Source organism: Psychrobacter sp. CX18 (assembly GCF_057396215.1).
Genome location: NZ_JBXYJH010000017.1, coordinates 21,215 through 37,346, shown reverse-complemented (window position 1 = coordinate 37,346; position 16,132 = coordinate 21,215). Strand labels below are relative to the sequence as shown.

General features: G+C 40.7%; 10 protein-coding genes and 1 pseudogene. 2 read left to right on the top strand and 9 right to left on the bottom strand.

Annotated features, from left to right (window positions below; genetic code table 11):
- Positions 1-143 precede the first annotated feature (143 nt).
- The 8 genes and pseudogenes from AC2SLT_RS12270 to pilG form a co-directional block, all read right to left on the bottom strand.
- On the bottom strand, positions 144-704 hold the full coding sequence (locus tag AC2SLT_RS12270) for a cytochrome b (RefSeq protein ID WP_486547936.1): 561 nt from the start codon (positions 702-704) through the stop codon (positions 144-146).
- 114 nt (positions 705-818) lie between these two features.
- On the bottom strand, positions 819-1,280 hold the full coding sequence (locus tag AC2SLT_RS12265) for a hypothetical protein (RefSeq protein ID WP_486547935.1): 462 nt from the start codon (positions 1,278-1,280) through the stop codon (positions 819-821).
- Positions 1,281-1,291: 11 nt separating this feature from the next.
- Entirely contained in the window at positions 1,292-2,380 is a 1,089-nt protein-coding gene (locus AC2SLT_RS12260) for a chemotaxis protein CheB (protein WP_486547934.1), read from the bottom strand.
- Entirely contained in the window at positions 2,373-8,180 is a 5,808-nt protein-coding gene (locus tag AC2SLT_RS12255) for a hybrid sensor histidine kinase/response regulator (protein WP_486547933.1), read from the bottom strand. The genes AC2SLT_RS12260 and AC2SLT_RS12255 overlap by 8 nt, the downstream gene beginning before the upstream one ends.
- Positions 8,180-9,376, bottom strand: a pseudogene (locus AC2SLT_RS12250) (methyl-accepting chemotaxis protein); the annotation flags it as partial. The gene AC2SLT_RS12255 and the pseudogene AC2SLT_RS12250, both read right to left, overlap by 1 nt.
- A gap of 731 nt (positions 9,377-10,107) precedes the next feature.
- On the bottom strand, positions 10,108-10,659 hold the full coding sequence (locus tag AC2SLT_RS12245) for a chemotaxis protein CheW (protein WP_486547932.1): 552 nt from the start codon (positions 10,657-10,659) through the stop codon (positions 10,108-10,110).
- A gap of 5 nt (positions 10,660-10,664) precedes the next feature.
- Complete coding sequence (locus tag AC2SLT_RS12240; RefSeq protein ID WP_486547955.1) at positions 10,665-11,027, bottom strand: response regulator; 363 nt, start codon at positions 11,025-11,027, stop codon at positions 10,665-10,667.
- An 86-nt stretch (positions 11,028-11,113) separates the two neighbouring features.
- Positions 11,114-11,500, bottom strand: coding sequence for a twitching motility response regulator PilG (gene pilG, locus AC2SLT_RS12235; RefSeq protein WP_486547931.1), 387 nt, complete (start codon positions 11,498-11,500; stop codon positions 11,114-11,116).
- A 671-nt stretch (positions 11,501-12,171) separates the two neighbouring features.
- Here pilG and AC2SLT_RS12230 point away from each other — a divergent pair.
- The gene (locus AC2SLT_RS12230) at positions 12,172-12,894 is read left to right on the top strand and encodes a response regulator transcription factor (RefSeq protein WP_486547930.1); all 723 of its coding nucleotides are present in this window, start codon (positions 12,172-12,174) and stop codon (positions 12,892-12,894) included.
- A gap of 67 nt (positions 12,895-12,961) precedes the next feature.
- Positions 12,962-14,854, top strand: a complete 1,893-nt coding sequence (locus AC2SLT_RS12225; protein WP_486547929.1) for an ATP-binding protein — start codon at positions 12,962-12,964, stop codon at positions 14,852-14,854.
- A gap of 152 nt (positions 14,855-15,006) precedes the next feature.
- Here the strand turns inward: AC2SLT_RS12225 and AC2SLT_RS12220 are convergent, their stop codons facing one another.
- Positions 15,007-15,915 carry a histone deacetylase family protein gene (locus tag AC2SLT_RS12220; RefSeq protein WP_486547928.1) on the bottom strand — a complete coding sequence of 303 codons (909 nt, stop codon included), beginning with the start codon at positions 15,913-15,915 and terminating at the stop codon, positions 15,007-15,009.
- Positions 15,916-16,132 lie beyond the last annotated feature (217 nt).

Below are 16,132 nucleotides of genomic sequence, written 5' to 3'. Positions count from 1 at the left end.
TCAGAAGTCAGACTCTATAAGCAGGTGTCGAAGATAGTATAGTCAAAGAAGTTAAAATGGTTACAAGGCAACCGAGTACTAGCACTACTGGAGTAGGCTTAACGAGGCTAACGATGTAACCGTTAATTAGTTCGCTGACTATATTACTTTATTCTAGAGATGATATTGTCTCTTTTAATAAACTGGTGCTGTAGAGCGGCTAAAATATGCAATCCTGTAAATATTAATAAGGAAGGCCAAAAAATTTCGGTATGTAAATCATTAAAAAAACGAGCTTGAGTGCGATCACTTGCTAATACACTTGGTAATTCAAACAACCCAAACATATTAATACTATGACCTCCATACCAGGACATTAAAATACCAGATAAGGGCATCGCAAACAGCAAAACGTATAAGATAATATGGGTTATTTGAGATATCCTAGTCTGCCACTTCGGCATTGGAAGATTGAGAGGCGTAGGGGTAATCACTCGGCTTATCACCCTAGCTATCATCCAAAGAAATAAACTGACCCCAAAGGCTTTGTGAAGCTGGATAAAAGTGTCTCCATCTGAGTTTTCATGAAGCGTTATCATCCCCCAAATCACTATTAAAAGTAAAACACTACCCCAATGAAAAATCTTAACTGATCTAGACCATATCGTAGGTCTTGAAATTCCTACCTTACTATAATTAGTATTCTCATCTGAATTCATTGACATAAGCCACCAATATATCGTTAGTGAACAAGTTAATTACGAGCTTCCTATTAACTTATACCTTTTGTATAAAATAATCTATCTAACTCAGGGTCGAATGTTCCACACGCCCTGGCGCTATTTTGACTTATTAGTTATCTGATCCACAAGCTTTGGTAAGTCAGGTACAAGATAAACATGCTGATTGATTGCCACAAACTGAAAAGCGTAGTCAGAGGGTTTAGCAGGTAGCAACTTAGAATCAGGCTCAATATCTTTAATATCAGATATATTGATACGCTGCTCTGCAAGCGCTCCTTTTACCAAAACCCCCAGACGTTGCTCATCACTAGACCCCTCCAAAATAATCAGAGTATCTGGTTTGGCTGACTTCTTTAACAAAGGGTGCACAGGTAGGGTCGTACCCTGCCAAGTATAGCTCTTTATACGCTTATCATAAGGAATTGACTCTAATATCAATTGCGTTGGCACAACCCAATCCGTTTCATCCACAACAGGAATGATAGTGATCGCTAAGGTGCCTTGATTGACAGTCAGCAAATTGGTTGCTTCAAACTGAGGGTTATGGCCTTTATTCACATGAGCTCCTCTTAATTTTTAATTTTTTGTTCAGCATAGTTTGCAAGGTGTTGTGCCAATATATGCGGAGGGCCACTAAGGTTGATATATTTGGAGTCAGATCTAGATCTTGAGACATGGAGCGTTGCATCATTAACCTGCTGCCATACTTGACTTTGGTTTTGTTTTACTCTTTTAAGATCTAACGTTGAGTCGCTGTCAACATCCGTAAACAGAATACTGATCAGCTGCTCACCAAATGCCTCAGTACAGTTATTGAGCAGTTGCTGTATTCTTAACTGTTGTATATTACTGCTCTGAAAGTCAACATTTGATATCTGAGTCATAATCACTCTACCTGTTGAATTACAAACGACATTCTGATCGGTAGGGACGATATAACAGTTTCCAGCTTGCATATTGAGCGCCAAGCTAATAACTTGACATCGCCAGCTATTATGTTGACTTAATACTCGAGGCATTGCATGGGGATGATATTCAGAATATTGCTCGTCTTCAATTTGCTGAATAAGCAGTAAAGCTATCGATAAATCACTTGGTAAATGATCTAAAAAGCGTTGTACAGCTTCGATCTCATTAGGTCCTACAATTAAGAGTGCTATATAGTCCCAAGGTCTATATTTGACAGTTTCAGTATTGGTTGCTATCAGTTCAGGCATCTGAAGCATGCTAGCGAGTTTGCGTGTTAATTTGCGTTGCCATTTGGCATACAAATTGATCTCGTCGCTTTTTGGCGCTTGCTCAAAACCCACTAACATAAGTGGTTTATTTGCAGTAGGACTGATTAAATCACTGCCATGCTTTGACTCAATCACGGTATCATGGGTGCTACTTAAACTATTATTTTCAATCAATCTATCTAACTTTTCATATAACTCATCATCATAGTCAGTGTCACTATCATCATCGAAACCACTGTCTACCATCCAAAGATCAGCTTGCACTGTGAGGTACTTTTCACTAACCGCATCAGGAGCGATACAGTCAATTAACTCAAACCCCAACTGAGATATAGTGTCACTTAATGCGTGGCGTTGCTGATCCGTTTCAGCGATTACCATGACCCGTATAGAGGGTAACTCTTTTATTTTACTACCCACTATTATCCCCTGATGTTTGACCTATTAGTGCTTGAATAGTACTAATAAGAGCAGCTTCTTGGAAAGGCTTGCCCATATAGTCATTTACACCGAGTTGTCGTGCTCTCTGGCGGTGTTTTTCACCCGTTCGAGAAGTAATCATAACGATTGGAAGATCACTTAACCTACTATTGTGTCGTACATGAGCCGCTACCTCAAACCCATCCATTCTAGGCATTTCAATATCAAGTAACATTAAATCAGGTAGCATATTTTCTAACAGCTCAACTGCCTCTACCCCATCACGTGCCACATAAGTCTGGTACCCTTGTCGCTCTAAAATGCGAGAGGTAACCTTACGCACCGTTACAGAGTCATCGACAATTAATATTTTTGGCTTAACCGTCGTTTTATTCGCCATCGGCATCGCTCGTCTCTGAGCCGTATCTGTATTGGACGACACGGCAGATATATCGCGTGACGGCGCGTTCCTCATTAGTGCCAACGCATCTAAAATTAATACAACTGAGCCATCGCCCGTGATCGTTGCAGCTGACAGCCCTGTAATACTTGATAAGGGTCTACTTAGAGGTTTAACCACCACTTCCACACGCGATCCAACGATGTCATCGACATGTAATGCGAAATTTTGCCCTGTTGGGTTTTTGATCAAAATGACGGGCGCACTTGAATCAGTCCTTATTAACTTGCCATCGGGCCTCATACCCAATAACATTTCAGTTAAATATCCTAATCGATATTTCGATCCTCCAATGTTAAAAGCATGGCTCTCAATCGGCTGAGCACCTTCAGACTGAGAGCTACCTGGTTTAGGATCTATTTTCCCATTATAAAAATCTAACAAGCTCTGTCCGTCAATGCGTTCAATACGTTCAATCTGCAATAAAGGTATAGCAAAGGTCTGCTCGCCGGCACGTACTACTAACGCATCCGCTACTGCAATTGTCAGCGGTAGTCTTAGAATAAACTCTGTGCCTTCTCCTGCATCAGAGTGTGCTGAGACGCTGCCCCCCAATTGACGAACTTCACTTAACACCACATCCATGCCGACACCGCGACCCGATATTTGTGTTAAATTACGTGCTGTAGATAGACCTGCATGGAAAATATATTGCACGATATCTAAGTCCGTCAGCAGTTTATCATCCGCACTGATAAGTCCTCTACTCACCGCTTTACGGCGCACTGACTCAACATCAATACCTTGACCATCATCTTTAAGTCTAATGACAATCTCGCTACCTTCGCGAGTCATATCGATAACGACCTTGCCTTTGATTGGCTTGCCTTTTTGTTTACGAACGTCAGGAGACTCAATGCCATGATCTACCGCATTTCGAATCATATGCTCAAGCGGTGAAGTAATCCTCTCTAATATCGTTCTATCAATCTCATCATGCTCATTAACCACAACCAGCTCAACTGATTTCCCAAGCTCATTTGCGGTTTGTCTGACGGTTCGTTGTAGCCTTGATGATAAACGTGAGAACGGCACCATTCTAGAGGTCATCAACCCTTGCTGTAGTTGCGCTTGGGATTGTGATAATTGCAACAATAGCGATTCGGTATCTTGGGTTTTGTTGTATAGAGTCGTTTTGATATCAAGTAAATCAGAGGCAGATTCTGCCAATGACTTTGACAACTGATTTAAAGCGGAATACTGATCCATTTCTAACGGATCAAAACCTTGTTCTAAATCTAAGTTCTTGTCATCAATCTGTGAGCGAATTTGTGCCTCAAGTTCAATGTCCATGCGGCGTAACTGTTCTGCTAAACGTTTAACAGTCGTGCCCATCTCGTTAAGCGTCGCACCAAAACCGCTCATACTACGCTCTATCCGCGAACAACTTATAGAGGATTCACCGGATAGATTGATCATTTTCTCCATCAATCTGGTTGAGACACGTATCATTTCATTGTTTGATGTAACTTGCTCTTCCGGCTGCTCTTTAGTCGTTATACACGTTGGCATTTCGCTAATATCACGTAACCCTAGACGTGCTTCACGCCAGGCTTCATAACGATCAACTGCCTCTACATAATCAGTTAATGAGACATTGGGTACTTCTTTCAAGATTTGAGGATCTTTAGCTATTGTCTCAAGCGTGGATATCAAAGCTTGAGCAGGCGGGGGGTTAATACCGTTATGTAATAGGTATACTGCTTGATTTAGCCAGTTATGCGCTATCTGAAGTGAGCTTATTGGCAAAGACGTCGAAGCTAAAGTAGTGAATACTTGACTATGCTGTTTTTCTAACTTGCTATAGGCGGATTGCAAGGCTCCTGCAACATCTGCTGTAGCATAAGCATACGCCATATGAGCACCGCCTTTAAACATATGCAGTTCACGCTGTAAGTCTTGCAAAAGCGCTGTATGATCGTCAGGTCCCCAGTCTATGTCATCCTCGTTACTGTGTATCGATTTATTGTTCATCGCATTTAGTAACGTATTAAAATGCTTATCGATACTATGTAAAAGCTCATCCGCTTCTTCTAAATAAATAGTTAAAATATCTGGATCAGGAACCAACCCCTCCCAAGACTCTGACTTCATCCTATCGAAATCAAGTTCAATAGAGCTGATATTGTCCATCGCCAATGTCGGATTTTCCAACGCTGCATCGAGATCTAATTCAGCACTGTCTGTCGCGGCACTTTGTGACTGTACATTACTGGCATTAATTTCATTTGACTGACTGTCGCTTACTTCTGATAAGTTGCTTACTTCTGACAAGTTGCTTAGTTTTGAGTCTTTTGAGTCGGCGCCTTTTGTTAAATCGAGTACTGCTTCAATCTCATTAGCCTCAGTTTGTTCAGTGCCTATAGTCTCGTCAGTCCGCTGAATTGGTTTACTCAGTCCGTCGTCGTCTACAATCAAAGTGTCCTGCGATCTTAACGCTTGCTCTACAGGCACTTGTAACTGGTAATCAGGCGGTATCGCTTTTGCTTTGGCCAACGCACGCAACTGTTCAATAACCGTCGGAACATAAAATGACTTTCGATCTGTAACGAGCCGCTCGATTTGATTGGATAAAATATCTTGTACCGATTGCATAACGGCAACGCCAGACGCCGTTGCTTCAATTTTTCCTGATACAAGATATTCATATAATGTCTCAGCTTCGTGGCTAAGCTCAGCAATACTTTCGATACCTGCCATGTTGGCGCCACCTTTAATAGTATGAAGGTGTCGCAGTAAAGCTTTAACAGGTGCCCTATTATTAGGAGCTTTATGCCACTTTATAAACTGACGGTTACTGTCTTCATTAAGCTCTTGAGCTTCTTCAACGAAAATCGTTAACATCTCTTCGTCTATATCGATTACCTCAACAGGCAAAGAGAGTTGCTGATCTTCAGTAGCTATAACGTCGATACTTTCATTAGATGGTGACTCTTCAGCTTGCAACTTATCCTGAGTAATCTCAAGAGCTTCCTGCTGTCTAGCATGATCAGAGTAGTGGTCAACATCAAGATCTTGCGTCTCTGCCTCTTCTGTACCAAAGTGGGTAGAGAGAATGCTTAATGACTCAATAACGTCTACATCCATTTGACTTATAGTGCTACTGTCATTAATAACATCATTGCTAGCAGTGTTACTGCTACCAGTACTGATAACCAAGTGTTGCAATTGATCAATGACGTCATCATTCACTTTGAGAGTCATACTCCCAGCAAGGGAGTCGAATAAGCCGGTTAATTGCTCCTGACCGGCAACCAATGCGTCAATCAGTTTCTTATTGTCAAGGATATCAGGGGCATTGCAAACTGATTGATACGTCATGATAAGCGCATTGAGTACCGTAACAAATTTAGGAGACTCAGAGACTCTTGATAATAGTTTTTGCCCTTGTTGACTTAATTTATCGAAATATGAAACCAGCTGCTCGTGTCCATCATCGGTGTGTTGAAAGGTGCTTAGGTTCTGTTGGAGCTGCCAGTCTGCATCTAATAGCTCATCAATACCGTCTATTAGTTCTTCCACTCTGAGAGTCACCTCGCCTTGGGCATTTTGTGATTCCGTCTCTTCTTTTAAGGAGCTCTCAAAAGCATGCTGCAGCAGGTTGAGATCCTGCTGCATTTGTGTGGACTGAGACTTAGAGGCATTGTTTTGCAGCTTGTTAATATGATTGGTAATATAAAGTTTGATCAGTTCTACTGATTGGGAAATGAGTTGCAGATGGCTGTCTGTTATTGGTCCATCTTGCTGTTGAAGCTGTTCTAAGCTATGCTCGACTGTCGCACTTATGTCACTAATAGCATCGAGTGACTGACTACTTGCAGCGCCATGCAGGGTATGGAAGGCGCGAACCAACTCATCGTTTATACCCTCTGATTGGTCGCTACTCATTTCACCAATAATTTTATCAATGGTAGCTAGTAACTCCCCTGCTTCAGAAAAAAACAGCTCTTGTAGCTCCGCTTCTTCTGTAAAGCTAACCAACTCAGGATCATGCGCCACTTGCTCCAATCTGGCATTTGCACTGGCTAAGTCTTCAAGTAAGTCAGACTCTATCGCACTTGCAGGGTGTGACGATTCTGGTATCTCGGTAGAAGACGCGTCACTTATAGTGTCTACTTCTGTGTCTACTTCTGTGTCTACTTCTGTGTCTACTTCTGTGTCTATTTCTGTGTCTAGCTCTTGGGCTAATTGCGAGTCTGGCTCTTGGTCTAATTGCGAGACGGATGGTTCTTCATCAACCACAGGTTGTAAGACGTTTGATAACTCAGTGACATCCTGTTCTGTATTTGCGTGTTCTACCGTCTTCGACTGACTTTCAATGACGTCAAGGTAATCAAATTCAGGATGCTGATTTTTAGCGTATATGTTTGCAGCGGTCATCCATAATCTCATCTGATCTGGATAATCGCCATCTTGTTCAAATATATCAATAAGTGCAGGATAACCTGTCACAATATCCTGTAATAATTGCTGCATACCAGCAGTAGGTTGTATCGTACCTTCTAATACTCGGTTGAGCATATTCTCAATAGCCCAAGCCAGCTCAGCACTCGTATGCGCCCCTGCCATACGACCAGAACCTTTCAAGGTATGAAACCCACGACGCACCGTCGTCAATGGCTCTTTAGTGGAAGAGAGGATATTAAGTTGACGCATTAGCTCTGTTATCGCATCAAGCACTTCTTGCGCTTCTTCTACAAAAATTTCTTTTATTTCAGAGTCACAATCCTCGTCATCGTCTGGGATATCACTATCTTGTATATTTGAATACAGTAGTTGCAGAGACGGGTTAGTATCTTGTTGCGACGTTACTGATTTGTCATTGGACTCGTTACTTAATTCGTCACTTAACTCTTCATTGAACTCGTCACTTAACTCTTCATTGAACTCAGCATTAATTTGCTTGGGCTCAGTCTCATTCTGCATCATCAATTGTTCTAATTGTTGACAATATTCGCTAATTCGGGGCTGATCATAGGTGTCTGTCTCTGCCAAACTTAGCAACTCTTGTAACAATATCTCACTGGCATTTAAGACCTTAGAGCTTAAGATGTCAGTATTTAAAGCTTCAGAATTAAAAGCGTCAGTGCTTTGATCAAAAAACACGGGCTTGTCAGTCATTGCTAGGGTAATGTCTGCAAGTCTCTTTGCCAATACCGCAAACTCATTTAAATCGGCTTTATTTAATTCAGCACATACTTCCTGATATCCTTGAGAGATACTTAGCAAAATATTGTCTGACAGCTCACGCTGAAGCTGATGATGCAAATTATGCAATCGCTCTTTAACAATAGGGAACTTCCCTGCACTGGTGAAAAATAGGTTAGTCAGACTGCTCATTATTTATCCTTAAATAACGGCGCATTATCTTTTTCTAATGTAAAGCCAGACACTGATTTTTGTAATGCTGCTGCCATTTCATTAAGCTGACCTACTGAACGTGCGGTTGCCCTCGTACCTGAGGTAGTCTTAGAGGTCACCTCTTCAATAGCTTCCATGGTTTTAGAAATTTGGCTCGCTGATGACGCCTGAGTTTGTGCTTCATTTGAAATTTTCTGGATAAGGTTTGCTAAATTGTTCGATACCGTTTGCACCTCTTTCAAAGCCTCGCCAGCATCTGCTGCTAAACGAGCACCTTGCACCACTTCAGTCGTGGTGGATTCCATAGATCGCACAGCCTCATTGGTATCAGCTTGAATGGTTCTGACTAAGGTCTCAATTTGTTTGGTAGCATTGGCAGATCGTTCTGCTAGACGTTGAACTTCATCCGCAACAACCGCAAAGCCCCATCCCGCTTCACCAGCCATTGAAGCTTGAATAGCAGCATTTAATGCCAATACGTTAGTTTGATCAGCGATATCATTAATCAATCCAACAATGTCGCCAATCTCTTGCGATGATTCGCCCAGTCGTTTGATACGCTTTGAGGTTTCTTGAATTTGTTCACGAATAGTATTCATGCCATCTATTGAACGCTGCACGACCTGTGCCCCATTATGCGCAATACCTACCGAACGCTCAGCAACCGTAGACGACTCATAAGCACTTAATGATACCTGCTCAATAGAATTTACCATCTGATTAATAGCTGAAGAGACATCGACAATCTTCTTCGATTGTTGCTCAGAGGCCTCAGCCAACTCTGTCGCGGTCAACTGAGTTTTTTCAGAGGATTGTGCAACACTTACCGCTGTACTGTTAATAGCTTGCACCAATTGACGTAATTGATCGATGGCATAGTTAACGGAGTCTGCAATCGCACCTGTGATGTCTTCTGTAACCGTAGCATTGGTTGTCAAATCACCATCTGCCAAATCTTCTAACTCATCTAATAACCGTAAAATAGCTTGTTGGTTTTTCTGATTTTCCTCTTCAACAGCACGGGCTCGCTCGAACTGCGCATCCATCTCATCTCGTTGACGCATCTTTTCTTTTTCAATGAGCAGTCGCTGGGTAACATTGGCCGTTTGATATTGACGATAAAGCGCATAAGCGGCACCCAATAGACTTAAAAGAAATAGCAGTGCTGGAAAGATTATCCCTGTACGCGATACGATATCTCGATCTACCTGCTGTAGACGATCTTGGGTTTGAGCGACAAAGTCACTAATTGCAATGGCTTTTTGTTGCAAGTCAGGAAGCTGCTCAGCTGTCTCTTCATTGGACCCCTCATTAGGTTGAGCGTCAGCTTTAGTATTAATAATTGACTGGACATCTGGCTCTATCGCATTCCATTGAGCGGTGAGACTTTGATACAACTGTTCATCGGCCAGACTATAGGTCTGTGCTTCTGTTAAGAGCGTTTGATAGCTTTCTAAATCCTTTGCTAATAACTGTTTTGCCTGATTTTGATGTTGCTCATCGCTGACAAACACAGCTTCATTGACATGGCGTGCTAAATTGCTTGATGAAACCTCTAGTTGATTGACGCTACCCACATACCCTGTCACCTTGCTCAAGTTCATAAACAGGAATAGTAGGCTTAATAAGCCCAATATACCAAAGCCTACCAAGGCATAAATCCATTTTTTGCGATCACCATCTGGATGAGACAATGAGCTGTTGTTTCGAGAGGGAGTGTTCATGCTCGCAGACATTTTGGCTACATCTTTCATTCGGGCTGTCCTTAAAGTAAGCTTTTATCAACGCATTATCCAGCGTAGGTTCAACTAATAGGGGTGGTTAAAATGTAATGTTTATTCGGTTTATTTAACTAATGGCATTTATATCGATCAAATCAGTATAATTTTAGAATTGATGAGACTCATTATCGAATCGAAGCCTCTAAAAATCTAGGATCCTGAATAAGGAGGCTAGGCATAAATACAGGCCACTGCTGATCATTTTCAATAAACTGTCCATGGTTATAAGGCAGAAAAGGGGAGCTAGTGGGTAAGCTTTTGGCAATATACTGATCAGGTGAGAACTTTTTGATGTGCGAAACTGCATCTACTAACAGTCCAACCCACACACCCTGCTGTTTAATCACCAGCACCTTATGTCGTAATAAACTGCCCTTTTTATAAGGCTGATTTTGACTGTTTAGGTTCAGAAATTTATAAAGATCAACTAACGGCAGGAGCTGCCCTCGAACATTTGCAATACCCATTAACCAAGGCTTTGATAACGGCACGGGCGTTAATGTTTCAGGAATAGCGATGACCTGCGTAATTTCACCGATAGGGGAAACGAAGCGTTGACCCGCGACTTCAAATGCCACGCCTTGCCACTGCTGCTGCTGATTATTTTGACGTTCAGCTTTACGTGACTCTGCAAGACGCTCTAATCTAAGTAATTCGATAAATCCCTTTAAAGCCACAATGATTATCCTATTACTGCTTGAATCGTACTCAATAACTCTGCTTCATAAACAGGCTTGGTCAAATACGCTTGTGCACCTTGCCGTTTACCCCATACCTTATCGGTTTCTTGATTTTTGGTACTAATCATTACAATCGGTATATGACGCGTCGTCTCATTACGAGATATTTTGCGAGTGGCCTGAAATCCATTCATTTCTGGCATAACAATGTCCATTAAAATAACGTCGGGTAGATGGGTTGTTGCCATTTCGACGCCTTGATGACCATTGGTCGCTTCTATCACTTCAAAATCACCTTTAATCAGCATATCCTTAAAACGTGCCATTTCAGACTGCGAGTCTTCAACCACTAAAACCTTATACATTGTCATCTCACTACTCATTATTTGACGTCTCTTTGTGATATTTATAGATAATAAAGTTTGAGTATAAAGAGCGGCTTAACTAGGCTCTATGCGGCCTTATGATGTTGACGAATGGCATCATATAACTCATCTTTACTAAAGGGTTTGGTTAAGTATTCATCTGCCCCAACAATACGGCCTCTTGCTTTATCAAATAAACCGTCTTTTGAGGACAACATGATGACAGGTGTGTCAGCAAACTCTTTATTATTTTTTACAATGGCACAGGTTTGATAGCCATCTAAGCGAGGCATCATCACATCAATAAAGATAATATCCGGCTTATAATCAGCAATTTTAGCCAAAGCTTCAAACCCATCTACTGCGGTGACAACCTCACACCCAACTCTTTGTAGCAACATCTCTGCCGTACGGCGAATGGTTTTAGAGTCATCAATTACCATGACCTTTAAACCTTCAAAACTAATATCCATTATTGTTACCCTATTTGTCTTACTCTATTATGGTTACCCTATATCGTATAGTGTTATCTTTCGAACCTATTACGCTAATCATTTTATAATATAAAATCTATAACGAAACGCTTTTTAATCTTAAATTTTCTTAAGCGTTTTGCGCATCTTTAAATTATGATTTTGATGTTAAGATTGAAGCTTTTCTTCTTAGATAATTTATCTATATATTTTACAAACTCTAAAATATTAATAATACTATTATTGATATCTTTTTTAGCATAATTTAACAGTCTTTACTACCAATTTTATACTCTCATCGTCTTTTAGTAGTATAGTTTGACCTTATAAGCTCATTTTTTATAGTTTTTACCTATATTACTAATGACTAGCATTAACCATTTTATTGGCATTAACCATTTATTTTGACTATTTAAGCGAAACATGGCGCCTTAGTAACATTCGCGAACAAAAGTAACAAAATGTGAATGGTTAAGATAGGTAGTGATTTGGCATTATGGATATAATAACGTAAATAACGACTCATTGATTTAAAATTGATGTTTTAATTAATGAACTAATTTTAGTAATGATCGCAGTAATTATATAAACTATTTATTACCTATATAAACTATTACCTAATTAAAGATATAACGAATCACTTCCCACAAAATTATTAATTAAGGACAGATATGAGTAAGCAAATTTTATTAATTGAAGATGACCCTGATTTAGCTGAACTGATCAGTGATTATTTAACCATGAACTACTATGAAGTTCACCATGCCTCGACAGGTCAAGAAGGACTAGACATCCTTGATACTAAAGAACGTGCTATAGATCTTATTATTTTAGATTTAATGCTCCCTGATATGGATGGCATGCAAGTGTGCCAAAAAATTAGAGGTAGCAAAAATAGTCAAACCAATAAAGTACCCATTGTCATGCTAACGGCAAAAGGTGATACCACGGATCGTGTATTAGGCTTAGAGATGGGAGCAGATGACTACATTGCCAAGCCTTTTGAGCCTCGAGAGTTACTCGCTCGTATTCGTGCGGTACTACGCCGTCATGAACAGCCTAATCAAGCTGATGGGCAATCTGACAGTCTTACCTTTGGCCGTTTGAGTGTATTCCCTGACAGCCATGAGGTAACTATTGACGACAAGCCTGTACGTTTAACTACTCACCAATTCCAACTACTGCATTATTTTGCCACTCATGCGGGTAAAGTATTGAACCGAGAACAGTTATGGCAGGCCATGCCAAATGATGACAGTTCAGATAATATTGACCGGGCAATTGATGTGCATATTTCACGTTTAAGAGCCTTGATTGAAGATAATCCTCGTCAACCTAAACGTATTATTACTGTGCGTGGAGTGGGCTATCAATTTGCTACCGATCAAGTTTAGGTAACAACTAACCTGGGTCTATTAACCAAGTTCAACCTATTATGCCTACATTATATTAGATACGCTTATGTCTCGACCGTCTCGATTTGGCTTTACCTCCGTCTTTAGCAAACTATTTGCCAGTGTCATGTTGACACTGGTTTTATTTGCTATTGCCATGGTCACCTTAATGAATTTGGTACATAATAATTCGGTTGATGCACGTTGGGAGGTATTAGCTAAGCAAATTATCAGTCAGGTAGATCCTTTTGTCGATGAGCTCGATAATGCAACGACGATGAATGAGCTACTACAAGCACGTTTTATGCTTGCCGTTATCAAAAAAAGCTTTGATATTTTGGATGAATCATTAGAAGCCAAAATGGGGCTATATGACCGTCAAGGTAACTTACTGATTCAAACTGACGATAGCGATTTACCCAAAACCCTACCTGAAGATCCTTCTTTTTTCTCTCGAGTTTTGCCGGCCTTTTTTTCATCGGATACAGTCAACGTGACTGTGATGAGTGATCGAGGTTATACCCTGTTATATGAACCACGCAACCCGCCACAACGCTCAGAGCTTTGGGCTGTGCTTAACTGGTTTACCGGTACAATAGTGCTCGTTGCATTAATGTCATTAGTACTTTGGTGGATTGCGCGCTCGATGACATGGCGTCTCAACCAGATGAGCAAACAAATGGAGGAGCTTGGTGAGGGTAACTTTAGCGTCCGTGTGCCCGCTAAAGGGACAGACGAGATTGCTAGTTTGGCAAGAGGGTTTAACCAAGCGGCGCAAAAAATTGAACAACTTATTAATGCCAACAAGTTATTGTTAGCGCATGCCTCTCATGAGCTGCGTACGCCAATTACCCGTATTAGGCTACAAATAGAGATGATGGATATGCTCGCTAGTGAGCTGTCACCTGATACGCAAGCAAAATTCAAAAAAAGAGCGCAAGCGGTCAATCGTGATTTAGTGGGTCTTAATGACTTAGTAGAGAGCATTCTTTTAGTAAGCCGTCTTGATGCAGGACATGCTGCCCAAAATAATGAGAAGCTTGACTTTTATGATTTGGTCAGTCAAGAGTGTCAGCATTATTCAGAAGCAACGTTATACGGCCAATCTTTGATTATTGAAGGTCAACCAAAGCTACTCACTCACCTTATTCGAAACTTACTCAATAACGCTCTGATTCATGGTATCTCTCCAATAGAAGTGCATGTGTACGGAGTGGTTAAGCAACAAGATGCGCTTTATCCGCCTAAACCATTGTTAGAGGAGATTTCAGCTGCATCTTCAGCTCAGTCTATTGAGTCTGAGTCTAAAGAGAATGAGAATAGCAATAACCCTGAAGAATTACCCTCTGAACATCAGGATGATACACTTGCCAATTCATCCTTAAAGAATACGTCTGAGCAAGCGGTGTTAAGCAAAAATACTTCGATTGCAACTCACGGTCATTCAGAAATAAACAACGACTTAGAGACTACTGAGAGTCACTCTTATGCTAATAAGACTGGCAATCGCCAAAATGAATCTATTCAGTCATCCTCTACTCCTACCTTAATAGCACATAAGTCACACCATAATAGTTCTGACAAAACAAAAGCTCAGCACAAGGGATCAAAAAATGATAAGAAAACTAAAGAAGACATTACTAAAGTAAATGAAGGCGGCTTTGGTAAACGCTTACGTCGTCCTAAAGCAGACCCAGTTGTCAAACCCAACTATGCTGTACTCGCTGTTATTGATCATGGTAAAGGCATCCCACTGGACAAACGTGTCGAAATATTTAGTCCCTTTGTCCGCTTGCAACAACAGAAAAAAGGCTCTGGGCTTGGTCTATCCTTAGTGGCACAGATCGTTGAGGCTCATAACGGCCTGATACGAACAGATACTTACAATGGACGTACCCGTTTTATCGTTCTCCTTCCAATTGATAAATATAGTGTTGTTGAAAAGCCTAGCTTTTCTTAAGAGGTCAATATTGAGAACGACTAGTCTATGCTAGAGTTTATTAGGCTATTAAAAATAGAGTGCGAATTATATAGCCTGTCGTTGTTTTTAATATGATAAGTCGTGTGATAAGCCTTAACCTGTTTGTTTTACAATACAATGGTTCAAAATAATCAGTCTGTAAAATAAATCTGCTTTGCTAGCCTAAAGGTATTACAGTGCGCTTCCACGACATCTTTAATATCTTCAGAGTAGCCCCCGCCCATTACGATGGCAATTGGGATATTGAATTTCTTAGCCTGACTAAGCACAAACTTGTCCCGATTTTTGCATCCTTCTAAACTGAGTGCTAATTTGCCTAGTTTATCCGTCCCCAATACATCGACTGCTGATTGATAAAATATCAAATCTGGCTGATGGTCTGTTATAAGCTTAGGCAACGTTTCCATTAATTTTTCAAGATAAGTATCGTCATCGGTTCCGCTAGCCAGATCAATATCTAAGTCAGAAGGAGGTTTACGAAAGGGATAGTTTTTCTCACCATGCATGCTAAATACAAAAACTCGCGGCTCATCCGCCATAATACTGGCGTTACCATTTCCCTGATGAACATCTAAGTCTACGATGAGTATCCGATTTGCCTCACCTCTATTAAGTAATAAATTGCTTGCGATACAGACGTCATTAAACACACAAAACCCCTCACCATGATCTGCAAAGGCATGGTGCGTGCCCCCTGCTACATTAAGCGATACGCCATACTGTTTGGCATATAAGGCACACTCATAAGTCGCATGAGCAATATACCTGCCCCGCTCTACTAGATTTGCTGTCATTTCAAAACCAATCGCACGCGCCTCTTTACGAGATAAAGTCTGTGTTTTTAGTTTGTGCCAGTACTCTTTGGTATGTGTGCTTAAAATTTCTTCCTCAGTGGCTATATTTGGCGCAAAGAAATTATCCTCGGTTACTGTGCCCTCCTGTAATAGTCGCTCTGGAATAAGTCGATACTTTTGCATCGGAAAACGGTGTTTCTCGGGGACGTCATATAGATAGATTGACGAAAAAGCGATTTTCAACATAATAGTATAATCAGTGACATAGAACATGATTCATTAGAAAATTTAGGGTTTATTGAATTATCTGGTCAATTATAGGTTGTCAATGACGACTTATTAAGCACTGCTGAAGCTTAACGCAACACGTCATAAAAAAACACCCCTAGTTTGAACTAGAGGTGTTTTCTAAAAGTTATGTTTTCAGGTAGTTGTATTATTTGTTGGTCTTAAGCGTGCGTAT

Bases quoted from the DNA above. Each gene is read 5' to 3' on its own strand.
- AC2SLT_RS12225 (WP_486547929.1), top strand. From the start codon at position 12,962: ATGTCTCGACCGTCTCGATTTGGCTTTACCTCCGTCTTTAGCAAACTA.
- AC2SLT_RS12270 (WP_486547936.1), bottom strand. From the start codon at position 704: ATGTCAATGAATTCAGATGAGAATACTAATTATAGTAAGGTAGGAATT.
- pilG (WP_486547931.1), bottom strand. From the start codon at position 11,500: ATGGATATTAGTTTTGAAGGTTTAAAGGTCATGGTAATTGATGACTCT.
- AC2SLT_RS12220 (WP_486547928.1), bottom strand. From the start codon at position 15,915: ATGTTGAAAATCGCTTTTTCGTCAATCTATCTATATGACGTCCCCGAG.
- AC2SLT_RS12230 (WP_486547930.1), top strand. From the start codon at position 12,172: ATGAGTAAGCAAATTTTATTAATTGAAGATGACCCTGATTTAGCTGAA.
- AC2SLT_RS12255 (WP_486547933.1), bottom strand. From the start codon at position 8,180: ATGAGCAGTCTGACTAACCTATTTTTCACCAGTGCAGGGAAGTTCCCT.
- AC2SLT_RS12240 (WP_486547955.1), bottom strand. From the start codon at position 11,027: ATGTATAAGGTTTTAGTGGTTGAAGACTCGCAGTCTGAAATGGCACGT.